A 22,365-nucleotide genomic window follows, 5' to 3' on the forward strand; every position below is an offset into this window, starting at 1 on the left:
TCATGACAAATCCCATTCTTTCGATTTCCAACCTCAACACGGCCTTCCGCGTCGGCGGCGAGTGGCGCAACGTCGTCAACAATGTCAGCTTCGACATCGCGCCAAAGGAAACGGTTGCCGTCGTCGGCGAATCCGGTTCGGGCAAGAGCGTCACGGCCATGTCGATCATGCGGCTTCTGTCACCCGGCAATTCGCGGGTGACGGGAAAGATCGAATTCGAGGGCAAGGATCTTCTGTCCATTCCGCTCGACGACATGCAGAAAATCCGCGGCAACCGCATCGGCATGATATTTCAGGAGCCGATGACCTCGCTCAATCCGGTCCTCAAGATCGGCGATCAGATCACCGAGGTTCTACGCCAGCATCGCGGCATGTCGGAAAGCCAGGCTCAGGCGGAAGCCGTGCGACTTTTGGAAAAGGTCCGTATTCCGTCAGCCAAATCGCGCCTCAACGAATACCCGATGAATTTCTCGGGCGGCATGCGCCAGCGCGTCGTCATCGCCATTGCGCTTGCCTGTGATCCTAAGCTGCTGATCGCCGATGAGCCGACCACCGCGCTCGACGTCACCATCCAGGCGCAGATCCTGGAACTGATCAAGACGCTACAGGAAGAGGAGGGCATGTCGGTTCTCTTCATCACCCATGACATGGGCGTTGTCGCGGAAATCTCCGACCGTACCGTCGTCATGTATCGTGGCGAACAGGTCGAGACCGGCACGACGCATGACCTGTTTGCCGGCGCCAAGCACCCCTATACCCGCGCGCTTCTCTCCGCCGTGCCGCAGCTCGGCTCGATGACCGGCAAGGATCGTCCTCTGCGTTTCCCGCATGTCGATATGGCAACAGGCGAAATCCAGCCGGTCAAGCCGACAGAGGATACCGTCAAGCGTGACGCGCCTCCTATCCTCAAAGTCGACAACCTGATCACCCGTTTCCCGGTCAAGCGCGGTTTCCTCCGCAAGACGATCGGCCGTATCCACGCCGTCGAAGGCGTGTCGCTGGAGCTGCGTCAGGGCGAAACGCTGTCGCTGGTCGGAGAGAGCGGTTGCGGCAAGTCGACCACTGGTCGCTCGATCATCCGCCTGACCGACCCGGTTTCGGGTGAAGTGCAGATCGACGGCAAGAACGTGCTGAAGGCCGGCAAGTCGGAGCTGACGGATATCCGCCGCGAAGCGCAGATGATCTTTCAGGATCCGTTCGAAAGCCTCAACCCGCGCATTCGCGTCGGCCAGGCGATCGCCGAGCCGATCATCACCCATGGCCTGGTCAAGGCATCGGATGCCCGCCAGCGTGTCGGGGAACTGCTGGAACGTGTCGGCCTGTCCGCCTCTATGGCGGATCGTTTCCCGCACGAGTTTTCCGGCGGCCAGCGCCAGCGTGTCTGCATCGCCCGTGCGCTTGCACTCGAACCGAAGCTGTTGATTGCGGACGAATCCGTCTCGGCGCTCGACGTTTCGGTCAAGGCGCAGGTCATCAACCTTATGCTCGACCTGCAGGAGAAATACGGCCTCGGTTACCTGTTCATCAGCCATGACATGGCCGTTGTCGAACGCATCAGCCACCGTGTGGCGGTCATGTATCTCGGCGAAATCGTCGAGATCGGCCCGCGTCAGGCCGTGTTCGAAAATCCACAGCACGATTACACCAAGCGCCTGATGGCGGCGGTTCCGATCGCCGATCCGTCACGCCGGCAGACGCGCCGCATCTCCAACGACGAGATCAAGAGCCCGTTCCGCGCTGCCGATTATGTGCCGCCGAAACGGACTTACGAACAGGCCGGCGAAGGCCATTTCGTTCAGGTCGCGTAAGGAAGCATCGCCATGATCATCACTTTCGGCTCCATCAATGTCGACTTCGTTTATGAGGTCGATGAGATGCCGCAACCGGGCCAGACCCTGCTTGCCAGGAAGTTTCGCACCGAATCCGGTGGGAAGGGTGCCAATCAGGCGCTGGCAGCGGCGCGTGATGGCGCCGAAGTGGTGATGGTCGGGGCGGTCGGGAATGACAGCCTGGCGGCAATCGGACTGCAGAATTTGACCTCTGCGACGGATATCAGCCGCGTTGCTAGTGCCAGCGAGCCGACCGGCAATGCCTCGATCCATATCGATTCCAAGGGCCGAAATATGATCGTTGTCGCGGCCGGCGCCAATCTGATCGCGTCCTCCGATACCGTGGAAGACGAATTGCTAGAGCGGGCAAATGTCGTTCTCATGCAGTTGGAAAACGACATGGCGCAGGTGGAAATGCTCATCCGCCGCGTAAGCGCCTCGAAGGCCATGTCGATCCTCAACCTTGCTCCGGCATTTCCGATTGGAGAAGAGGTTCTCTTGCTTTGTGATCTCATCGTCGTCAACGAGGATGAGGCAGAGGCGCTGGCCGGCTGGCTGGGCTGTGGTTCCTCGGCAAATGCGCTTTCGGCAAGGCTCGGCACCGGCGTTCTGCGAACGTTGGGCGGGGAAGGTGCAGAAGCCTGTGTCGATGGAAGGGAGATCCACGTCGCAGCCTTGCCAATCGATGTGCAGGACACAACGGCCGCTGGCGACTGTTTTGTCGGCGTACTCGCTTCGGCGCTTGATCGTGGCATGCCGCTTGAAGTTGCCATGGAGCGTGCTTCGGTCGCCGCCGGCATCGCCTGCTCCAGACGGGGTAGCCAGAGCAGCCTTCCTTCGGCGGCGGATATCGATAAACATCCGGGACTGCTTACGCTGGCCTGAGTATCAGCTCTCGCCGGTGATCATCGCCGCTTTGAGAAGCTGAGCCCTCGGGCGCGAAAAAGTCTTCTTTCCGCGCTTCCATCCTGCAAGAGCGAGTGCCGAGGAGCGAACGACTTCACAAGCATTGGCGGCATCGAGAGCAACCATGTCTGCCGGGCGACCAACGATCAGCTCATGCCTCGAGCCGATGATCGATGCCGCCTGCGATCCCACCATGTCGAATACAAGGTCGATATCCGCATCGCGCGATAACTGCATCACGTTGGCATAAAGATTGGCCATGCGTGCCAGCGACGCATCTCCGAACGGGGTGAACGGGTTTAGCACATTATTCGTCGCGATTGCCGTTCTGACGCCCAGCTTGGACAGCAAATTTGCAGGTGCGATGCCGCGCGGAACATTCGAGCTATATTGCCGCCCCATGAGAAACAGATCCGTCGCCGGCAGGACTGTAAGCGCGATGCCGGCATCGGCGATCTTTTTCCCAATGGCGGAAAGAGCGTCAGGATCGAGTGCCGAAAGATTGGTGACATGGCCGATCGTAACGCGGCCGGCATAACCATTCATACGGGTTGCCTCGATCACGGTCGGCAAATCGGTCTTTTCCGGATCAAGGCTGAAATCGAGATGGAAATCGACATCGACATCATGCCTGCACGCAAGTGCAAAGATCCTGCGCACATGTTCGGCCGGATCGGCATCGGTATAGGGGCAGCCGCCGATCAGGTCGGCACCTGAGCGAAGAGCCTCGTCAAGCATGGCTTCCGTTTCAGGCTCCTGCGTCAGCCCTTCCTGAGCAAAGGCGCAGATCTGGATATCGATCGCGAAGGCGTAATCTTCCCGAACCCGGTTGATCGCCTCAAACGAGCGCATTCCGGCGCGCGGATCGATCTCGACGAATGTTCGCATCCGGTTCGTGCCATGCATGATAGCCTTGCTGACCAGCTTCGACGCCCGCTGGTAGACGTCGTCTTCGGAAAAGCCGGCCTTTGCCTTTGCGGTCTCACGTACCGCCTCTTCGAGCGTCCCGGCACATATCGAGCAGCGCTCCATGATACAGGCCTTGTCGAGATGGATGTGGCTATCGACGAAGCCGGGGAATACAAAGGCGCCTTCAAGATCTTCTTCCTCTACGGCCTCACAGCGGATCTGGCGCTCAATTCCGGTAATCAGGCCATCCTTGATGGATATATCGACGAGACCCGCCTGTTGGGCGATCAGGGCATTGCGAAGAACGAGATCGGCTTTCATCTGAAACCTATATTGCGATGGCGCAACCATCGCTGCGTGGATCATGGGCACCTTCCATCCAGCCATCGTCTTTCAGCCGAATGACGCCCGCCTGGCCGGAAAGGGCATTCAGTGCAGGGATTGGAATGACCTCATGCCCGCGAGCGGCAAGCGTCGCGAGAACCTCGGTGCCGACCGCATCCTCTACCTTCAGATTATCGCGCGTATCGGAGAAGGTTCGCCCGAGAAGGAAACGCGGTGCCGCAAGGGCCGAAAGCGGGTCGAAACCGTGATCTATCAACCGGCTGAGCAAGACGGTCAGCGTCTGCGGCTGGCCGTCGGCTCCCTGAGTTCCATAGAGAAGATGTGGCACCCCATTCTTCAAGCCCAGGCCGGGATTGAGCGTGTAGAAGGGGCGCTTACCGGGGGCCAGAACATTCGGGCTTGCAGGATCGGTGCTGAACGCAGCTCCACGGTTCTGCCAGAGAATGCCGGTATCCGGCAGCAGTACGCCGCTGCCCCAGTCATAATAGGTGCTCTGCAAGACGCTTGCCGAACGGCCCTCGGCATCGACTGCCGCGAGATAGACCGTATCTCCGGTCTGGAAACGGTGCGGCCATGGCATGGCAACGCCGGGATCGATCGCTGCAGCCTTGGTTGAAAGGGTGTTGGCTGCGATCCATTCGGCGCAATGTTGTACGATGAAATCCGGATCGGCGATCTGTCCCCGGTCGAGAAAAGCCTGTTTTACCGCCTCGACACAGAGATGGTAGAAATCCGCTGAGGCCGGATCGACATCCTGCATCGGAAATTTCGAAAGGATGCCCATGATGGCGAGCGTCGAGATGCCTTGGGAAGGCGGCGGCGGCGCCAGAAGTTCGATGTCCCGGTAGGTGAGAGATACCGGGTCGGCGAAAGTGGCCGCTGTCTTTGCCAGATCACCCGCCCGGATCGGGCTGCCGGCCGTCTCCAATGCATTGGCAATGCGATGACCGAGCTCGCCTTCGTAAAATTCGCGATGCCCATGCAGCGCAATCGTCTTCAGCACTTCCGCGAGTTGCGGTTGGCGCTGTTTTCCTTCGGTCACGAAAGCGCCTGCGACGCCCGGCCAGTGTTCGATCTCTCCGCTTCGGAAGGCATGCCAATGCTGTTGTGATCGGCTGACCGGAAAACCTCCCGCTGCCAACTCGATCGCATCCGCCAGCAAAGATGCAAGGCTCTCCTTGCCCTGCCAGTGGTCTCGCGAAAAGCTTAAGGCCTCGCCCCAACTGTCCACGAGTGCCGCAGTTGTCAGTGCCGAAAGCGGGCCGCGGGCCGGGATGGTTTCGAGCTTGGGCAGGTTATTCGCTGCCTGACCAATCCCCATGATCGCCTTGCGCCGACCGGCGCGATCGGCAACGATCCAGATCGCATCGCCACCCAGCCCGCAAAAGTGCGGATAGAGCACCGTCAGCGCAGCACCTGCCGCGATCACCGCCTCGATCGCCGTGCCGCCACGACGCAGAACCTTTGCGCCTGCTTCACTGGCGAGATGGTGCGGGCTGGTCACCATACCGCGTCTGGACCGCGCAGCGGCTCTCTCTGACTGGTTCATATCAATCGGATGCCGACATGTAGCGGTTGAGAATTTCGATAATGTCGGGACCATCATCCTTGTCGTCCGTCTTGGCGCGGTCTTCCACCGCATGCAGATGGTGGTCCATGATCCGGCTCGCGGTCTGCGGATCCTGCTCCTTGAGCGCTTCGATCAGCTGTACATGTTCATCGATCCCGCACTCGGCCGAATGGGGACGCCCGAAGCGGGCAAGGATAAGCGACGAGCGCGAGACGACCTGGCTGATGAAGTCGATCAGCAGTTTAGAGCCGGTAAGTTCGGCAAGCAGGATGTGAAACTCGCCGGCAAGCCGGATGGAGCGAGGCGAAGATGCCTGCAATGCTCGCTCTTCTTCGCGCACATGGCTGATCAGCGCATCGATTCCGTCGCGCGGCATGCGCTTGCAGAGCCGTTCGATCACTTCACGCTCCAGGCAACGTCGCAGGGCGAAAACCTCTTCGGCTTCCTCCAGCGTCGGCATGGCAACGGCAGCACCTCGGTTGGGCTTGATCTCGACAAGGCCGTCGGATGCGAGCCGCAGTAGCGCATTGCGCGCGCTGGTACGGCTGACCCCGAATGTGTCGCCGATGGAATCTTCCGGCAGTTTCGTGCCCGGCTTCAGCGCCTGTTCGAGAATGGCGCGGCGAAGCGAAGCGTAGATCGCATCGCTTCTGCTGAGATTAGTGGACATCGCTGTCGCTCTTTCTCCTGAATGCAGTTTTATCTGCATATCGCATAAAAATCGTACGTCATCCAGTCGAATAAATTGCATGCAATTATCTATTGAGTTTGCATTCGTTCTGATCTAGCCTCGTCTCAAGCTGATAGAGAAAGCGCAAAAGCCGCCTACAGCAACCGGTTTCAACGACATGTGGTCCGATCTCAAGCGCCGTCTTGCGGGCATTGCATGCAATCCGAGGGGAACTATCAATGCAATTATCGAGAATTCTGGTGGGAGGCGTTGCGCTTCTCGCCTTGGCAATGCCAGCCATGGCCGGAACGTTGAAATGGGGTGCCTCGCGCGACATCAGCTCGCTCGATCCCTATTCCTACGGCGACAGTTTTGCGCTCGGCGTCCTCAACCACGCCTATGAGGGGCTGGTTCGCTACGACCGTAATCTCAAGATCGAGCCTGCGCTCGCCACATCCTGGGAAATCGTTTCGCTGACGACCTGGCGTTTCAAGTTGCGGGAAAGGGTCAAGTTCCACAATGGCGCAGACTTCACTGCCGAAGACGTACAGGCTTCGCTGCAGCGTGCTTCGAACCCGAAGTCGCCTCTGCGTGGCAATATCCCGGCCTATAAGGGCTCACGCGTCATCGACGCACACACGATCGAGATCGACGTTTCGGCCAACTATCCGCTGCTGCCGAACGACCTCACGACCATCTACATCTTCGATGCCGGCTGGCTGAAGGACAACAATGCCGAAGCGCCGACCGATGTCGGATCCGGTACCGAAGGTTATGCGACCTATAATGAAAACGGCACCGGCCCGTTCAAGGTCGAAAGCCGCCAGCCTGACGCAAAGACGGTCTTCACCAAGTTCGATGGCTGGTGGGATAAGCCCCAGCACAATATCGATCGGATCGAACTGACCCCGATTGCCTCACCGGCTACGCGTGTTGCCGCCCTTCTCGCGGGCGATATCGATTTCACAGATCAGGCGCCGGTACAGGATCTACCGCGGCTTGCTGCTTCACCCGAGGTCAAGGTTCTGGAAGGAACCGACCTTCGTACTGTCATGATCGGCTTTTCCCAGCGTGACCAGCTTCTGTCCGGCGCTGCAAACCCGATGAAGGATCTGCGCGTTCGCCAGGCAATGCAGCTCGCCATCGATCTCGACCTCATCAACAAGAAGGTGATGCGCGGAAAATCCCGCAATGCCGGTGCGCTCGTTGCCCCGCAGATCCCGGGTTATGACGCTGCGCTCGATACGCCGGTCAAGGCCGATCCGGAAAAAGCCAAGGCTCTCCTGAAGGAAGCGGGTGCCGAAGGCTTCGAATTCGAGTTCAACTGTGCCGACACCCTCGTCAACGAAGAGCAGGTCTGCCAGGCCGTCGCTTCCATGTGGTCGCGTGTCGGCCTCAAGCCGAAGCTGGATCAGGGTACCCGTGCGGTTCAGACACCGAAGCGCTCGTCTGGTAAAGTGGATGTCTACACGCTCGGCTGGGCAACGCTGCCCATGCTCGACACCTACAGCCTGACCTCGCAGGTTCTGCATACGAAGGAAGGCTCGTTCGGCATATTCAACTGGGGTGGCTGGTCCGACAAGGAATTCGACAAGGTGACGGAAGCGTCAGCCGTCGAACTCGACCAAACCAAACGCCTTGCGCTGGAAGCGCAGTCGCTGAAAATCGCCAAGGACCATGCCCTGATGATCCCGCTGCACCAGCAGCCGCTCGCTTGGGCGACCTCCGCGAAGATCAAGGATTTCCCGCTCTTCTCGGACAATCTTCCCCGCCTCTGGCTGGTGAAGATGTAAGTCGCCACGCCCCTTGCCGTCGATCACACCGGCAAGGGGCGCCCTTCCTATCTTAAAAAAACAGGGACGCAGCGACCATGATCGCCTTCCTCGTAAAGCGCGTCGGCAACGCCATCCTCGTGATGTTGACCGTTGCCTTCTTCGCTTTCCTGATCTTCCGTTTCCTCGGCGACCCCGTCGAGATGATGGTGAACGAAAGCGCCACCCAGGTGGAGCGCGACGAGTTGCGCACCCGCCTCGGCCTGAATGACGGCTTTCTGGTGCAGTACCTGCGTTTCGTCACCAATGCCGCCCAGGGCGAATTCGGCCTTTCCTGGCGTAATCAGCAGAATGTCATCACCCTGATCGGCGAGCGTTTTCCCGCGACATTCGAGTTGGTCATCATCGCCACCATTCTTTCGCTGGCGATCGGCATTCCGCTCGGCGTCTTCACCGCGATCGGTCGCGGGCGCTGGTGGGCGGAAGGCCTGCAGTTTTCCTCGATTGTCGGCGTGTCTCTGCCGAGCTTTTTTGTCGGGATCATCCTGATCCTTGCCTTTTCCGTCAGTCTCGGATGGTTGCCGGGCTATGGCCGCGGTGAGGTCGTGCAGCTTGGCTGGTGGTCGACGGGGCTGCTGACGCCATCCGGTCGTGCCGCCGTCGTATTGCCGGCACTGTCATTGTCGCTTTTCCAGATCACGCTGGTCATGCGGCTCGTCCGCGCCGAAATGCTGGAAATCCTCCGGGCCGATTTCATCAAGTTTGCTCGCGCCCGCGGTGTGAAGCGGCAAGCGCTCTGGTTTCGTCATGCGCTGAAGAACTGTCTCATGCCGGTGGTGACGCTGACTGCCATGCAGGTGGGCAACCTGATCGCCTTTGCGCTCGTTACCGAGACGGTCTTCCAGTGGCCGGGCATGGGCATGCTGTTCATGCAGGCCGTCACCTTCGTCGATATTCCGGTCATGGCGGCCTATCTCTGCATCGTATCCTTCATCTTCGTGACGCTGAACACGTTCGTCGACATCGCCTACGCGGTGATCGACCCGCGTCTGCGCGCTGCGTGACGGGAGACAATCATGCCACCTCTTGTAAATACTGCCGAACACACCGCCAAACAGGAAGTCCGAACGGCTCCCTCATGGCTTGCTCGCCTGCGGGATTCCGATCTGTGGTGGAGCTTCAAGCATCATCCGTCTGCCGTTGCCGCCGCAATCCTGCTGTTGCTACTCATCGGTTCGGCGTTCTTCGCACCCCTGATCACCGTTCAGAACCCTTACGATCTCGCCTCGCTTGACCTTTTGAACGCCGAGATCCCGCCGATCTGGATGGAAGATGGGCAATGGCCGTTTATTCTCGGCACGGATACCCAGGGACGCGACCTGCTTTCCGCCATCCTTTATGGCTCGCGGGCATCGATCGTCATCGGCGCAGCGTCTGTCGCGGTGTCGCTGATCGTCGGTTCGGCGCTTGGGCTGGTCGCCGGTTATTATGGCAAATGGGCGGATGGTCTGCTGATGCGCGCCGGCGACGTGCTTCTGTCGATGCCGACCATGCTGATTGCTATCCTCGTGTCGGCACTTGCACGGCAGGCTTTGCCGCCGTCATTGCGTGAGGTCGGTGCCTCCGGCGTCATCGTGCTTGCCATCTCGCTTTCCGCCTGGGTGCAATATGCGCGCACGGTCCGGGCGCTCACCATGGTCGAGCGCAACAAGGAATATGTGCAGGCCGCACGCCTTATCCGCGTGCCGACCTGGCGTATCCTGATCAAGCATATCCTTCCCAACACTACCACGCCGCTTCTGGTGACGGCGACGCTGAATTTCGGTCTGGGTATCCTGATCGAAGCGACGCTTTCCTTCCTCGGCGTCGGCATGCCGCCGGAACAACCGTCGCTCGGCACGCTGATCCGGATCGGAAACCAGTTCCTGTTTTCCGGGCAATGGTGGATCGTCCTTTTCCCCGGCCTGCAGCTCTGTCTGCTCGTCGTCTCGATCAACGTGCTGGGCGACTGGCTGCGTGATGTTCTCAATCCCAAACTGCGCTGAGGCTTATCCATGAGTGATCTTCTGATTAAAAATGCGAGACCCATGGGGGCCGATGCGTCCGACATCCTCATCGAGGACGGCCGTATTACCGCAATCGGGTCGGGACTTGTTGCCGAAGGTGTCCACACTGAAGACGTGGGTGGCCGCATCGCCATTCCGGGCCTGGTCGACGCGCATACTCATCTCGACAAGTCGCTGCTCGGTTATCCTTGGTATGTAAACGAAGTCGGACCGCGGTTGATCGACAAGATCGACAACGAGCGCAAGGTGAAACGCGACTACGGCCTCGATGCGCATGTCCAGTCCATGCGCCAATCGCTGCAATCTGTCGGTTACGGCACGACGTTGATCCGCACCCATGTGGATATCGACACCGATCAGGGTCTGGTGGCGCTGGAAGGCGTGATGGAAACCCGCCGCCAGCTGGCCGGAGTGGTGGAGATCGAGATTGTCGCGTTCCCGCAATCCGGCCTGATGCGCCGGCCGGGGACGGTCGAACTGCTTGATCAGGCAATGGCCATGGGCGCGGATCTCGTCGGCGGGCTGGATCCATGCGGCATGGATCGCGACCCCAAAGCTCATCTCGACGCTATTTTTGCGCTCGCCGGAAAACACGGCAAGGGCATCGATATCCACCTCCATGAACTCGGCGAACTTGGTGCGTTTTCGATGGAGATGATCTTCGAGCGCATCCGCGCCACCGGCATGCAGGGCAAGGTCGCGGTCAGCCACGCCTTCTGCCTTGCGCTTCCCGACTGGAATATCTCGCAAGCGCTGATCGATACCTGCGCCGAACTTGACGTGCCGATCCTGACCACCGCACCGCCGTCGCGGGACGTACCGTCGCTGAAGCGGTTACGATCTGCCGGCGTACGCTTCGGTGCCGGCGTCGACGGTTTTCGCGACACATGGGGGCCTTACGGCAATGGCGACATGCTGGAACGCGCCATGTTGCTCGGCATGAAGAACAATCTGCGCCGCGACGACGAATTGCTGATGGCGCTCGATGTCTGCACGACTGGCGGCGCAATGGCGATCGATCGCAAGGACCACAGTCTCACAGTCGGCGGACGTGGAGATGTGGTGATCGTTGAAGGCGAAACGGTCGGTGAGGCGCTCGTTACGCATCAGTTGCGCAAGCTGGTGGTCACAGCCGGAAACGTCGTCGCCCGTGACGGCAAGAGCCTGCGGGAACGGCCATGAGGGTAGACAGGAACTGGTCTGATCTTCCGCTCGGCAAACGGCCACCCGGTCGCTGGGCTCTCGGCGCACGTTTCATCGTGGCCGATCTGCCGGAAGGGCGGTGGCTGATCGAAAACGGCGAGGTGGTGATCGAAAACGACCGCGTCATCTGGATCGGCAAGCGCTTCGAGGGCGAACTTGCCGCGCGCTACGACATGGGAGAAGCGCTGATCGGCCCAGGTTTCGTCGATCTCGACGCGCTCTCCGACCTCGATACGACGGTTTTGGGCATGGACAACCAGCCCGGCTGGAAAAAGGGGCGTGTCTGGCCTTCGGACTATGCCGGGCGCGCTTATGAAATGTACAGCCCGGAAGAGCTCGCCTTTCAGAAGCGTTATGCCTTCGCGCAGCTTCTTCTGAACGGCATTACTTCGGCGCTGCCGATCGCTTCACTTTTCTATCGAGCCTGGGGCGAGACGGTCGCCGAATTCGAGGCGGCCGCTGTTGCGGCCGAAGAGCTCGGCCTGCGCGTCTGGCTCGGGCCGGCCTATCGCAGCGGCGGCGTGATTCTTGATGACGCTGGTGCGATGAAGCCCGTCTTCGACGAGGAACGAGGGCTGGCAGAGCTCGAAGCAGCTGCGGCTTTTGCGGGATGTGTTCACGGCACGGCTGGTGGCCTGATTTCGGGCATGTTCGCCCCGGATCGTGTCGAAACCTGTACGGAAACCCTGCTGCGTCGGACATTCGCTCATGCAGGCGAGATGGATCTGCCGGTGCGGCTGCATATGGCGCAGGGTGAGATGGAGCTGCAGACGGTGCGGCGGCTGCATGGGGTCACGGCACCGGAATGGTTGGACAGTCTGGGCCTGCTTTCCTCGCGCCTGATCGCGCCACATGCAACGGTCGCCACCGACGACGATCTCGCCCGTTATGCGGCGAGCGGTGTTTCGGTCGCCCATTGCCCACTCGTGTCGGCGCGGCATGGTTCTGCGCTCAAATCCTTCTCGCGTCTGAAGGCGATGGGTATCCGTATCGGCATGGGCACCGACACCGCGCCGCCGGACATGGTGCTCAACATGTCGGTCGGCCTGATGGCGAACCGCATTGCGGAAGGCCGCGGTGATGCCGGATCTGCTGCCGAATTCTATGATGCCGCGACGATTTCCGGAGCCGACGCTCTGAACCGCCCAGATCTCGGACGGCTTGCCGTTGGTTCGAAGGCCGATATTGCCGTCTTCGACATGGCAGACCGCATGATCGCACCGCGCATCGACCCCATCCAGACGCTTGTCTACGGCGCGACTGGGCGCGTTACGCGGTCGACGATCGTTGACGGTCGCCTCTCCATGCGTGACGGACAGGTTGCCGGCATTGACCTCGCGGCTGCACGCGACCGGGCGCAGGCACAGTTCGATGGGCTGGTCGGGCACTATCCCGAACGCACCTACGGGCATCCGCCGGTCGAGACGATCTTTCCTCCAAGCTATCCGTTGCATCTCAGCCAGAGCGAGGTTGCGTCATGAGCATGTCCACTCACCCACCAGCATCTGACGCACTCGCGCTGGATGTTCGAGGTCTCTCGGTCGAGTTCCCAACCCGTAAAGGTGTGCTGACCGCACTCTCGGATGTCTCTCTGACCATCAAGCGCGGCGAGATACTGGGCGTCGTCGGTGAATCCGGTGCGGGTAAATCGATGACGGGGATGGCCGTTCTCGGCCTGCTCGAACCGCCTGGTCGCGTGTCTTCCGGCGAAATTCGCATCGGTGGAAAGAGGACCGATAAACTGAGCGAAGCGGAGATGGCATCGATCCGCGGCAGCATGGTCGGCGCAATCTTTCAGGACCCGCTTACCTCGCTCAATCCGCTGTTTTCCGTTGGTCAGCAATTGATCGAGACCATTCGGCTGCATTCGAGCCGAAGCCGCATGGATGCGCGTGCCCGAGCCATCGAACTCTTGAAACAGGTCGGCATCCCCGGCGCAGATGAGCGCATCGATCATTATCCGCATCAGTTCTCCGGCGGCATGCGCCAGCGTGTGGTGATCGCACTGGCGCTTGCAGGCAATCCGCAACTGATCATCGCCGATGAGCCGACGACGGCGCTCGACGTCTCTATCCAGGCGCAGATTACTGCTTTGTTGCGCAGGCTGTGCCGCGAACACGGCACGGGCGTTATGCTGGTGACGCACGATATGGGCGTAATCGCGGAAACCGCCGATCGGGTGGCTGTGATGTATGCCGGTCGCGTGATCGAGATCGGCCCGGTCGAAGAGGTGCTGAGCCGGCCGAAGCATCCTTATACGCGCGGCCTGATGGGATCGATCCCGGCTCTCGGCGCCCGTGTCGAGCGGCTCGCCCAGATCGATGGTGCAATGCCGCGGCTGAATGCCATTCCTGTGGGCTGTGCGTTCAACCCGCGCTGTCTGGATGCGGGGTCTCGATGCCGCCAGGTCCGTCCGGCGTTGGTAACGGAAGGGCAGGGCAGTGTTGCCTGCCTCGTTCATGATGGAGGTGTTCAGTGAGAAGCGCAAACAATGCCCTGGAGGTCGATCAGCTCTCCCGCACCTTCGATGTCTCCGCACCCTGGTTGAACCGGGTGATCGATCGCAAGCCGAAGCGCTACCTGCATGCGGTTCAGGATGTCACGTTCACTGTCGAAAAAGGCAAGTGCCTCGCGCTTGTCGGTGAGTCCGGTTGCGGAAAGTCCACCGTGGCGCGGCTTGTCACCGGGCTTTATGCCCCGAGCGAAGGCGCCATCCTGTTTGCGCCCGCGGTAAAGGGCAGGGGGCGTGGTAGGCCGATGGAAGCCCAGATGATCTTCCAGGATCCGCATGCAAGCCTCAATCCGCGTTGGCGCGTCGGCGATATCATTGCCGAGCCGATCCGCGAGTTTGGCCTTCGCAGCGGCGCGGAAGCAACCGAAGCGCGTGTCGCCGAATTGCTGCGCACCGTCGGTCTTTCTCCGGACGATGGCAAACGTTACCCGCACGAGTTTTCCGGTGGGCAGCGCCAGCGTATCTCGATTGCCCGGGCGCTGGCCAGCGAGCCGGAATTCCTGGTCTGCGATGAGCCGACCTCTGCGCTCGATGTTTCGGTGCAGGCACAGATCCTCAATCTGATGCGCCGCCTTCAGGACGAACTCGGGCTGACCTATCTTTTCATCAGCCACAATCTTGCCGTCGTGCGGCACATGGCAGACCGTATTGCGGTCATGTATCTTGGGCGGATCGTCGAAGAAGCCGATACCGAGGCGCTTTTTGCCAATCCGCAGCATCCCTATACGCAGCTGCTGCTTCAGACGATCCCCGATGTCGCGGCTCCCAATCGCGACCGTGAACTGATGGGCGGCGAACCACCAAGCCCGCTCGATCCGCCGAAAGGCTGTGCCTTCCATCCGCGCTGTCCGATGGCAACGGATCAATGCAGCAAAACGGCACCCGAGGTTCGGGCACGGGCGGGCGGCGGCACGGTTGCCTGTCATCTGGCGCCCGCCACCTGAGCCTTTCCACGATAAGATCTTGAGGAAACACCCGATCATGACGAAGACAATTTTCACCAATGCGAAGCTCTCCGATGGAGCACTGCACGATATTCATGTCGAGAATGGCCGCATAACCGGCATCCAGGCTACGACAGCGTCACCCGCCTCCGGCAATGTCATCGATATCGCGGGTGATCTTCTGGTGCCGGGTTTCGTCGAAGGGCATATCCATCTGGATACGAGCTTCTACGGCGGAAAATGGGTGCCGCATCGGCCCTGCACCAACGGTTTCGACGTGCACGAACGGGTCGCTTTCCAGGCTGATAACATGGCGAAAGCGGAGCCTATGGCGGAACGCGCCATCAAGCAGCTGGAACTTTGCGTTTCGCATGGCACGCTGCAGATGCGCAGCCATGTGATGGTCGATGCTTCGGTCGGGCTGAAGTCGCTTGAAACGATCATGGCGGTGAAGGAAAAATACAAGGATATCATAGATATCCAGCTCGTTGCCTTTCCGCAGAGCGGCATCCTCAAAAGCCCCGGTACTCCCGAATTACTCGACGAGGCAATCGGCCTCGGCGCTGACCTGATCGGCGGTCTGGATCCGGCGAGTTTCGATCGTGACGTCAGCGCCCATCTCGATGTCGTTTTCGGTATCGCTGAAAAACGCGGTGTCGATGCGGATATTCATCTGCATGAAGGCGGCAGCATGGGAGCTTTCACCATCGAGGAAATCTGTGCCCGGACGGAGGCGCTCGGCATGCAGGGACATGTCTCGATCAGCCACGCCTATGGTCTTGGCGACCTTGCACCTGACGCTGCCCGCAAGATTGCCGCAAAGATTGCCAGGAGCGGGATCTCGATCATGACCAATGCACCGGGACATCACACTTTTCCGCCTGTCGCGTTGCTGCGCAGCGAAGGCGTCAACGTCTTCAGCGGTAGCGACAACATCCGCGATAGCTGGTGGCCCTATGGCGATGGCGACATGCTGCGTCGAGCAGAGATTATCGGTTACCGTTCCGGCTTCTTCACCGATGCCGAGTTGCAGGCGGCATTCGATATCGTCACCACCGCGGGTGCGAAGGCACTCAGGCTTGAAGATCACGGTATCGAAATCGGCGCCAAAGCGGATTTCGTCGCCATTGCTGCCGAGCATATTCCGGAAGCGGTTGTTGGCTTCCCCGGAAATCGTAAGGTTTTCAAGGAAGGACGTCTGGTCGCCGAGAGTGGCAAGATCTACAGGCAATAGTCGAAAATTTCACGCTTTAGCTGCCGTTCGGGCTCAACGAAAACGGTGCCCGCGCAGAGCGTATTAAACAGCCATGGAAGGCCGTTGCGTTATCGTAGCGGCAAGAAAGGATCTGTCGCTGAGGTCATTCGGCGGCAGCATTTCTCTTCAATGTTTTGCATTGGATCAACGCCTTCCGTGTAGCCGAAGGCCTGGCTGCTTCGAGCCTATTCTATCCTCTTTCAGTCAGCGAAATTCGCCGGAAGAATTCCGCCTGCCGGTTCCCCGTAGTCGCCTATGATCGACCCGCGGGAGATCGGAGCGGCTAAACGGCCTCGGTTCGTTCCCCCGACCACCTGCAACATCTCCCGATTGATCATGGTCGCCTCTTTCCCCGCAGACGCGCACGGGGAGGGGGCTAAAGACGCGCCGACATTTGACAAAATCATGTCTTCGTATTTGTCATTTGGAGTTACATTATTGTTGACATTTAAGCATTTTTTTGTGGTATAAAGATTACAACATAGGTAGGCGGAGACATATGTTAGCCATTCTCGCGGACGATCTGACCGGCGCGCTCGACTCAGCGGCCCCTTTTGCTGGACGTGGTCTTCGCACGGAAGTCGCGCTTGCTCGTGAGGCTATCAGCCGTATCGTCGAGGATCGTCCCGACGTCTTGTCGATCAATCTCAATACGCGCGAAATTTCGGCGGACGAAGCGCGTGCCGCAACCGCTGAGGTGATCTCTCTGCTGCCCAAGGGCACGCAGATGTTCAAGAAAGTCGATTCCCGCCTCAAGGGTAATATCTCGGCCGAACTGGATGCGATACCTTTCGCACGCGCGCTCGTCGCACCGGCTATTCCCGAATTCGATCGGATCGTGGAGCATGGTCGTGTCGCTGGCTTTGGTATAGAGACGCCGATCGTGATTGCCGATCGACTGGGCTCCCATGCCGCCAGCACCCACATTCCCGACACCCGCACGTCTACCGATATGGATGCTGTTCTGGCTGACGCGGAGGGTGACGGCACGGATCTCCTGATCGGTGCCCGAGGCCTCGCCGAAGCGTTGGCTCGTCGCATGACCGCAAGGGCAGCGACGCAAGCGGCAACCATTCCGGCCGGCCGGATCGCTTTCGTAATCGGCTCGCGCGATCCGATCACGCTCAGGCAGATCGATACCCTACGTGACAGCCATAGTCTGAACTATCTCGCGGCGCCCAACGGCCATCTGGATGCGGCAAGCGATACCGGTTCCGAGTTGACGCTGTTGCAGGCGACGCCGGGCACGGAAGAGATAGATCCACAGCTCGTCTCGGAAGCTTTGGCTGATGGTCTGAAACGGTATTTCGCCGATTACGACGGCACGCTGCTTCTCTCGGGTGGCGCGACGGCGGAAGCCGTGCTGCGCCGGCTTGGCCTTGCGCGGCTTCGTCTTCATGGTGAGTGCCTGCCGGGTCTCGGATTGGCCTCGGCGGAAGGGCGCTGCATCATTGCCAAATCCGGTGGTTTCGGCCATCCCGATACTTTGAAACAAATTGCAGATACGGTCCTGCAGAAAGCAGGTTGAAAATGGGATTGGAAACAGGAACCGCCCGCAAGGGCCTCGCCGATGTCGTGTTCGAACGCATGCTGCGCGCCATCAAATCGGGCGCGTACAAGCCTGACGAGCGCCTGCCGACGGAGCATGATCTCGCTGCCGAATTCGAAGTATCGCGCCCGGTTATCCGTGAGGCGCTGAAACGCCTGCGCGATCAGAGTCTGATCTATTCCCGTCGTGGCGCCGGCAGTTTCGTTCGTTCCGTGGGCCTGCGCAATCCGCTCGGTTTCGGCCAGCTGGAAAACGTTGCCGATCTCCTTAACTGTTACGAGTTCCGCCTGACACTGGAGCCGGCTGCTGCCGCCGCCGCTGCTACCCGCCACGATGCCGACAGTCTGAAGGCGATCCGCCAGGCGCTTGAATTGCTGCGCGACGCAACCAATCGCCAGTCGCATCGCGAAGACGCTGACTTCCAATTCCATCTCGCCATCGCCCGCGCTGCCCAGAACAGCTATTTTTCCACCGCCATGGAAGCGCTGAAAGATCATATCGCTGTCGGCATGAAGTTCCACGGCGCCTCGATCAAGCGGGAAGTCTCCGGTCTCACCCGCGTGTTCGCAGAGCATGAGGCGATTGCTTCGGCTATCACCAACCGCGACGAGGGCGAGGCGCGGCGTTTGATGCTGGAACATTTGAAGGGGTCGCGCGAACGGCTGTTCCAGTCGTCGCATCAGTAGCTTTCAGGCTCCGTCCAGCCAAACTGTTTTCGAAACATCGTTGCTCCCCGGCGGTAGAAGCGGTATCTGGCGGCATGGAACCCGTGTCGACGGGAGCGATATGAGCGCTCGCGCGCATCCTTTAGACGAAATGGCAGAAGACCGATGGCCCGCAAGATCAGAGAGGATTTCACTTCTTCGCAGGAGGAGCCGGAGCCGACGCTTTGCCCGCTGTGCGAACGTATGATCCCGGCTGACGATGAAGATGCCCATCACCTTGTTCCGAAAAGCAAGGGCGGCAAGCAGACCGTTCTGCTGCACAAGGTCTGCCATGACCAGATCCATGCCGTCTTCACGAATGCGCAGCTCGCCAAGACATTTTCGACGATCGAGGCCATCCTCGAGAACCCCGAGATCCAGAAATTCGTTGCCTGGGTGAAAAACAAGCCTGCCGGCTTTTCCGGCTCGGCAAGGGAATCGCAGCAGGGCCGAGGGCGGAGATAAAAGACGTTCGTCCAGCGGCGCATAGATAAAAACCGCCATAGATGTGAAAAAGGCGGCACGATCGCTCGAGCCGCCTCCCTCCTCCAAACCAGCCTCTTCAGAAGCTGGCCCGGTAAATCCCCAAAACATCCTCGACGCTCATATCGACCGGGTTGTTGTCCATCAGCCGGCGGATGGCATGCGCGTCAGCCGCAAACCGCGGCAGGTCTTCCTCAGTAGCGCCATGCTTGGCCAGCGACATCTCGATACCGAGATCGGCACAGAAGGCATGCCCCGCACCGCTGAGATCAGCCTGCGAAAGCCCCTTGCCGAGACCCAGCGCTTCTGCCACTTCCGCCGTCTTGTCAGCTGCGACCGGCTGATTGAAGGCCAGGACATGCGGAAACACGATAGCGTTTGCGAGCCCGTGCGGCAGGTGCAGCAGCGTGCCGAGCGGATAGGCAATGGCATGGCCTGCCGCCGTATTGACCGGGCCAAGGCAGATGCCGCCGTAATAGGAAGCCAGCATCAGGCCTTCACGCGCCTCACGATCCGATCCATCCTTGACCGCGCGGGCCAGAAACTTGCCGACGAGATGAAAGCCCATGCGGGCAAAGCCGTCGATCATTGGATGGGCGCGCTTGTTGGTGAAGGCCTCGACGCAATGCGCCATGGCATCTACACCTGTTGCGGCAGTGACGGCCGGCGGCACGGAATAGGTCAGTTCGGGGTCAAGCACGGCGAGATCGGCGATCAGATGCGGGCTTTCGACCGCGATCTTGTTGCCCTTGACCGGATCGGTGATGAGCGAGCGGATGCCCGCTTCAGAACCGGTGCCCGCCGTGGTCGCCACCTGCGCCAGGCGAGTCTTGCGGCCGGCGACCTTATTGGGACCGGCAACGTCGAGAAGTGTCTGTTCGCCATCCCAAAGTGCTGCCACCAGTTTGGCGACATCCATCACCGAACCGCCGCCGAGACCGACGACGAGATCCGGCTTGGCCGAACGCGCTGCCGCCAGCGCCGCATCGAGCGTGGCGATTTCAGGTTCGCCGGGGATGGCGTCGAACATGGCGACCTTGCCCGGCAATTTGAGGCGATCAACAAAACCGGCGGTGATCGGCGTTGCGATCACCAGGGTCGAGGAAACGTCGCCTGCCCAGTTACCAACTTCGGCAATGGTGCCGGCGCCGATGATCAGCCTTTTGGGCTGGTGCAGGATGATGACGGGGGCGCTGCTCATGCCTTGCCTCCCTTACCGCCATTCACCAGCTTGCGGGCATAGGCGATGGCTTCAAGCATGTTGCCATGGTTGGCGATACCCTTGCCGGCAATGTCGAAAGCGGTGCCGTGGTCGACCGAGGTACGGTCGATCGGCAGGTCGACGGAGACGTTGACGGCAGTATCAAAGGCGACGAGTTTGATCGGGATATGGCCCTGATCGTGATATTGCGCGACCACCAGATCGAAGGCGCCGGAATAGGCGCGGTGGAACACGGTGTCGGCCGAGATCGGGCCGTAGGCATCGATGCCTTCGGCACGGGCAGCGGCAACCGCCGGGGCAATCTGGTCGTCATCCTCGGTGCCGAACAGGCCGTTTTCGCCGCAATGGGGATTGATGCCGGCAATAGCGATACGCGGAGCGGCATAACCGGTGCGCTTCAGGTGGTCATTGCCGGCCTTGATCGTCGCCAGCACCCGTTCGGTCGTGGCGCGGCGGATCGCTTCCTGTAGCGAAACGTGGGTCGAAACGTGGATGACCTTCAGCCTTTCAGACGCCAGCAGCATATAGGCCGCCGCCGATTTCGTCAGGCTGCGCAACATGCCGGTATGGCCGTCGTAATGATGGCCGGCAAGGTTGAGCGCTTCCTTGTTGATCGGTGCCGTGACAACGCAGCCGATCTTTCCGGCTTCGGCATCGCGTACTGCCTTTTCGATGAAGCGGAAGGCGGCATCACCTGCAACCGGCGACAGCGTGCCCCACGGCAGCGGCGCGCCTTCGATCGGCAGGTCGACGACGTAAGGGGCGAGATCGATATCGACGTTGAGCGCCTTGCGGGCTACTTCCAGCGTCGGCAGGTTGCCGTAGATGCGGGTATTGGCGCGGTCCGCGTCACCCATTTCGGCCAGCGCCCGAACCGTGATTTCCGGTCCGACGCCGCACGGGTCGCCCATGGTGATGCCGATGATATTGCTCATGATTATTCTCCCGCTTGTGCAGCGTCAGCCCAGCCGGGGGCCAGACGAACATATTTGATGGCGCGCCTGTAGTAGGTATAGGCGATGTGGAGACTGCCGTCTGGCCCTTCCAGCAGCCACGGATAGGACATTTCCTTGTTGTGGCCGTCGATGGAGTTGTTCGACATGCAGGTGCCGGGGCCGTCCTCGATGACGATCCGCTGCGAAAAGCTCTTTGCTCCGTCATCGGAAATGCAGACGGAAACCGGTGCGCGCGGCACGCCCCAGATCGGCACGCAACCGCCATCCGGATTGGCATCCGGCCGGTCGTCATCCTCGCCCAACTCGTCGTAAAGCGAGGCGCGTCGATCGCTCGACATCTCCGCATTTGTCGGATTGCAGATAATCGCGATACGCCCGTCTTTCAGGGTGATCGCGGCAATCGACGAATTGTTATTGGGAACATCTGTCGCCTGCGGGGTGGACCATGTGCGGCCGCCATCGGCGCTTTCGGTGCGATAGACGAAATCGGCCTGACGGCGACGGAACACCGCTGCCAGTTTCTGCTCACCGATCGAGACCGGACTCATGTGTACGCAGCCGGTCGACTGGTCGAGATCTTCCAGGCGCCAGGTCTTGCCCCGGTCTTCGGAAATGCCGACCGCCGCGCGATCATGGCTGCCGTTCCACTTCTGGCCCGGGCGCTGGATGCAGCGGAAAATCGGTAAAAGCCATGCACCATCTTCCCGCACGGTAAGCGGCGCGCGGACGAAACAGCCGCGCGGCAGATCGAGATAACGTCCCTCGCCAGCTGCCAGCTTCGTTGCGTTGCTGGCATCGCGAGAAACTTCTGCCATGCGGATCCGGCATTCGTCCTGATTGCCGGAAGGCTGCGAAGTGTGGAACAGCAACAGTTCGCCGCCGGGGGCTGCAAACAGAACCGGGTTCTGCTCGGAATGGTCTGGATCGAAGCTCAAGCGCTGCGGTTCACCCCACTGGCTGGATCCTTCCGCCAGAACCGAGGCGAAGATCGAGATATCCGATTTCCCTTCGAGCGTGCCACCGAACCATGCGCAGATCAGCGCACCGTCATCGGCCAGATGCAGGAAGGATGCATGGTTCTGGATCATCGGCGAAGCCAGCATGGCCTCGTGTCGTCCGTTTCCCGCGGCTTTGACCGCGCCGGTCATGACGGTTGCAATCTGTTCAGGCGTCATAGGGGTCTCCTCTTGACCCTATGAAATTCACCCAAATAACAAAGTTGTCAAGTTTGAAAAAAACCGGAATTTGCTATTGAAGGTCGCGTGACGTGACGTATCTTATTGAAATTAAATATCTTTATGAGTTGCGATTTTGTACAAATTGATGGTTTTGAATATTTAATTTGACAAACTTGCTAAGAAATCCGATGGTCGGTGCCAGCTCGATCAAGGCGATCGTTAAGGACGGAGGCATCCCGACCGACGCACAGGGCTTCAGGAGGAAGGCCTTCAGAACGCGAACGCCAAGGCG

Annotated in this window: 19 protein-coding genes; 13 read left to right on the forward strand and 6 right to left on the reverse strand. The window is 60.0% G+C overall.

The window, feature by feature from the left end; genetic code table 11:
- The first annotated feature begins 2 nt into the window (after positions 1-2).
- Positions 3-1,808, forward strand: a complete 1,806-nt coding sequence (locus HNQ72_RS19090; protein ID WP_183994264.1) for an ABC transporter ATP-binding protein — start codon at positions 3-5, stop codon at positions 1,806-1,808.
- Positions 1,809-1,820: 12 nt separating this feature from the next.
- Positions 1,821-2,714 carry a ribokinase gene (locus tag HNQ72_RS19095; RefSeq protein ID WP_183994266.1) on the forward strand — a complete coding sequence of 298 codons (894 nt, stop codon included), beginning with the start codon at positions 1,821-1,823 and terminating at the stop codon, positions 2,712-2,714.
- A 3-nt stretch (positions 2,715-2,717) separates the two neighbouring features.
- Here HNQ72_RS19095 and HNQ72_RS19100 read toward each other — a convergent pair whose 3' ends face one another.
- Genes HNQ72_RS19100 through HNQ72_RS19110 form a run of 3 tightly spaced genes read right to left on the reverse strand, consistent with a single transcriptional unit; the run spans position 2,718 to position 6,229 of the window.
- Entirely contained in the window at positions 2,718-3,965 is a 1,248-nt protein-coding gene (locus HNQ72_RS19100; RefSeq protein WP_183994450.1) for an amidohydrolase family protein, read from the reverse strand.
- A gap of 7 nt (positions 3,966-3,972) precedes the next feature.
- The gene (locus HNQ72_RS19105) at positions 3,973-5,496 is read right to left on the reverse strand and encodes a gamma-glutamyltransferase family protein (RefSeq protein ID WP_183994268.1); all 1,524 of its coding nucleotides are present in this window, start codon (positions 5,494-5,496) and stop codon (positions 3,973-3,975) included.
- 43 nt (positions 5,497-5,539) lie between these two features.
- Positions 5,540-6,229: a GntR family transcriptional regulator gene (locus tag HNQ72_RS19110; protein WP_183994271.1), complete on the reverse strand. Its 690-nt coding sequence runs from the start codon at positions 6,227-6,229 to the stop codon at positions 5,540-5,542.
- Between the two features lie 239 nt (positions 6,230-6,468).
- On the opposite strand from HNQ72_RS19110, the gene HNQ72_RS19115 reads away from it, so the two are divergent.
- The 11 genes from HNQ72_RS19115 (at position 6,469) to HNQ72_RS19165 (ending at position 18,699) form a co-directional block, all read left to right on the forward strand.
- Positions 6,469-8,022 carry an ABC transporter substrate-binding protein gene (locus HNQ72_RS19115; protein ID WP_373289465.1) on the forward strand — a complete coding sequence of 518 codons (1,554 nt, stop codon included), beginning with the start codon at positions 6,469-6,471 and terminating at the stop codon, positions 8,020-8,022.
- A gap of 77 nt (positions 8,023-8,099) precedes the next feature.
- Positions 8,100-9,065 (forward strand): ABC transporter permease, encoded by a 966-nt coding sequence (locus HNQ72_RS19120; protein ID WP_183994273.1) that lies wholly within the window; start codon positions 8,100-8,102, stop codon positions 9,063-9,065.
- 12 nt (positions 9,066-9,077) lie between these two features.
- Positions 9,078-10,046, forward strand: a complete 969-nt coding sequence (locus HNQ72_RS19125; protein ID WP_183994275.1) for an ABC transporter permease — start codon at positions 9,078-9,080, stop codon at positions 10,044-10,046.
- A gap of 9 nt (positions 10,047-10,055) precedes the next feature.
- Positions 10,056-11,249, forward strand: a complete 1,194-nt coding sequence (locus HNQ72_RS19130; protein WP_183994277.1) for an amidohydrolase family protein — start codon at positions 10,056-10,058, stop codon at positions 11,247-11,249.
- Complete coding sequence (locus HNQ72_RS19135; protein ID WP_183994278.1) at positions 11,246-12,751, forward strand: chlorohydrolase family protein; 1,506 nt, start codon at positions 11,246-11,248, stop codon at positions 12,749-12,751. The genes HNQ72_RS19130 and HNQ72_RS19135 overlap by 4 nt, the downstream gene beginning before the upstream one ends.
- Positions 12,748-13,749, forward strand: coding sequence for an ABC transporter ATP-binding protein (locus HNQ72_RS19140; protein ID WP_244654452.1), 1,002 nt, complete (start codon positions 12,748-12,750; stop codon positions 13,747-13,749). Before HNQ72_RS19135 ends, HNQ72_RS19140 begins: the two co-directional genes overlap by 4 nt.
- On the forward strand, positions 13,746-14,726 hold the full coding sequence (locus HNQ72_RS19145; protein WP_183994280.1) for an ABC transporter ATP-binding protein: 981 nt from the start codon (positions 13,746-13,748) through the stop codon (positions 14,724-14,726). The genes HNQ72_RS19140 and HNQ72_RS19145 overlap by 4 nt, the downstream gene beginning before the upstream one ends.
- A gap of 37 nt (positions 14,727-14,763) precedes the next feature.
- Positions 14,764-15,960, forward strand: coding sequence for an amidohydrolase family protein (locus HNQ72_RS19150; RefSeq protein ID WP_183994282.1), 1,197 nt, complete (start codon positions 14,764-14,766; stop codon positions 15,958-15,960).
- 520 nt (positions 15,961-16,480) lie between these two features.
- A complete protein-coding gene (locus HNQ72_RS19155) occupies positions 16,481-17,509 on the forward strand; it encodes a four-carbon acid sugar kinase family protein (protein WP_183994284.1) in 1,029 nt (342 codons plus the stop codon).
- Between the two features lie 2 nt (positions 17,510-17,511).
- Positions 17,512-18,216, forward strand: a complete 705-nt coding sequence (locus tag HNQ72_RS19160) for a FadR/GntR family transcriptional regulator (protein ID WP_183994286.1) — start codon at positions 17,512-17,514, stop codon at positions 18,214-18,216.
- 144 nt (positions 18,217-18,360) lie between these two features.
- On the forward strand, positions 18,361-18,699 hold the full coding sequence (locus HNQ72_RS19165; RefSeq protein ID WP_183994288.1) for an HNH endonuclease: 339 nt from the start codon (positions 18,361-18,363) through the stop codon (positions 18,697-18,699).
- Positions 18,700-18,796: 97 nt separating this feature from the next.
- Here HNQ72_RS19165 and HNQ72_RS19170 read toward each other — a convergent pair whose 3' ends face one another.
- The 3 genes from HNQ72_RS19170 to HNQ72_RS19180 are packed head-to-tail and all read right to left on the reverse strand — an operon-like array spanning position 18,797 to position 22,070.
- Positions 18,797-19,918: an iron-containing alcohol dehydrogenase gene (locus tag HNQ72_RS19170; RefSeq protein WP_183994289.1), complete on the reverse strand. Its 1,122-nt coding sequence runs from the start codon at positions 19,916-19,918 to the stop codon at positions 18,797-18,799.
- Complete coding sequence (gene pdxA, locus HNQ72_RS19175) at positions 19,915-20,874, reverse strand: 4-hydroxythreonine-4-phosphate dehydrogenase PdxA (RefSeq protein ID WP_183994290.1); 960 nt, start codon at positions 20,872-20,874, stop codon at positions 19,915-19,917. Before pdxA ends, HNQ72_RS19170 begins: the two co-directional genes overlap by 4 nt.
- A gap of 2 nt (positions 20,875-20,876) precedes the next feature.
- On the reverse strand, positions 20,877-22,070 hold the full coding sequence (locus tag HNQ72_RS19180; RefSeq protein ID WP_183994292.1) for a sialidase family protein: 1,194 nt from the start codon (positions 22,068-22,070) through the stop codon (positions 20,877-20,879).
- Between the last annotated feature and the right edge of the window lie 295 nt (positions 22,071-22,365).

It is taken from the genome of Aliirhizobium wenxiniae (assembly GCF_014201355.1).
GTDB classification, from domain to species: Bacteria; Pseudomonadota; Alphaproteobacteria; order Rhizobiales; family Rhizobiaceae; genus Neorhizobium; species Neorhizobium wenxiniae.

Excerpts from the sequence above, each read along its gene's own strand:
- HNQ72_RS19090 (WP_183994264.1), top strand. The coding sequence starts at position 3 with ATGACAAATCCCATTCTTTCGATTTCCAACCTCAACACGGCCTTCCGC.
- HNQ72_RS19095 (WP_183994266.1), top strand. The coding sequence starts at position 1,821 with ATGATCATCACTTTCGGCTCCATCAATGTCGACTTCGTTTATGAGGTC.
- HNQ72_RS19100 (WP_183994450.1), bottom strand. The coding sequence starts at position 3,965 with ATGAAAGCCGATCTCGTTCTTCGCAATGCCCTGATCGCCCAACAGGCG.
- HNQ72_RS19105 (WP_183994268.1), bottom strand. The coding sequence starts at position 5,496 with ATGGTGACCAGCCCGCACCATCTCGCCAGTGAAGCAGGCGCAAAGGTT.
- HNQ72_RS19110 (WP_183994271.1), bottom strand. The coding sequence starts at position 6,229 with ATGTCCACTAATCTCAGCAGAAGCGATGCGATCTACGCTTCGCTTCGC.
- HNQ72_RS19115 (WP_373289465.1), top strand. The coding sequence starts at position 6,469 with ATGCAATTATCGAGAATTCTGGTGGGAGGCGTTGCGCTTCTCGCCTTG.
- HNQ72_RS19120 (WP_183994273.1), top strand. The coding sequence starts at position 8,100 with ATGATCGCCTTCCTCGTAAAGCGCGTCGGCAACGCCATCCTCGTGATG.
- HNQ72_RS19125 (WP_183994275.1), top strand. The coding sequence starts at position 9,078 with ATGCCACCTCTTGTAAATACTGCCGAACACACCGCCAAACAGGAAGTC.
- HNQ72_RS19130 (WP_183994277.1), top strand. The coding sequence starts at position 10,056 with ATGAGTGATCTTCTGATTAAAAATGCGAGACCCATGGGGGCCGATGCG.
- HNQ72_RS19135 (WP_183994278.1), top strand. The coding sequence starts at position 11,246 with ATGAGGGTAGACAGGAACTGGTCTGATCTTCCGCTCGGCAAACGGCCA.
- HNQ72_RS19140 (WP_244654452.1), top strand. The coding sequence starts at position 12,748 with ATGAGCATGTCCACTCACCCACCAGCATCTGACGCACTCGCGCTGGAT.
- HNQ72_RS19150 (WP_183994282.1), top strand. The coding sequence starts at position 14,764 with ATGACGAAGACAATTTTCACCAATGCGAAGCTCTCCGATGGAGCACTG.
- HNQ72_RS19155 (WP_183994284.1), top strand. The coding sequence starts at position 16,481 with ATGTTAGCCATTCTCGCGGACGATCTGACCGGCGCGCTCGACTCAGCG.
- HNQ72_RS19160 (WP_183994286.1), top strand. The coding sequence starts at position 17,512 with ATGGGATTGGAAACAGGAACCGCCCGCAAGGGCCTCGCCGATGTCGTG.
- HNQ72_RS19165 (WP_183994288.1), top strand. The coding sequence starts at position 18,361 with ATGGCCCGCAAGATCAGAGAGGATTTCACTTCTTCGCAGGAGGAGCCG.
- HNQ72_RS19170 (WP_183994289.1), bottom strand. The coding sequence starts at position 19,918 with ATGAGCAGCGCCCCCGTCATCATCCTGCACCAGCCCAAAAGGCTGATC.
- pdxA (WP_183994290.1), bottom strand. The coding sequence starts at position 20,874 with ATGAGCAATATCATCGGCATCACCATGGGCGACCCGTGCGGCGTCGGA.
- HNQ72_RS19180 (WP_183994292.1), bottom strand. The coding sequence starts at position 22,070 with ATGACGCCTGAACAGATTGCAACCGTCATGACCGGCGCGGTCAAAGCC.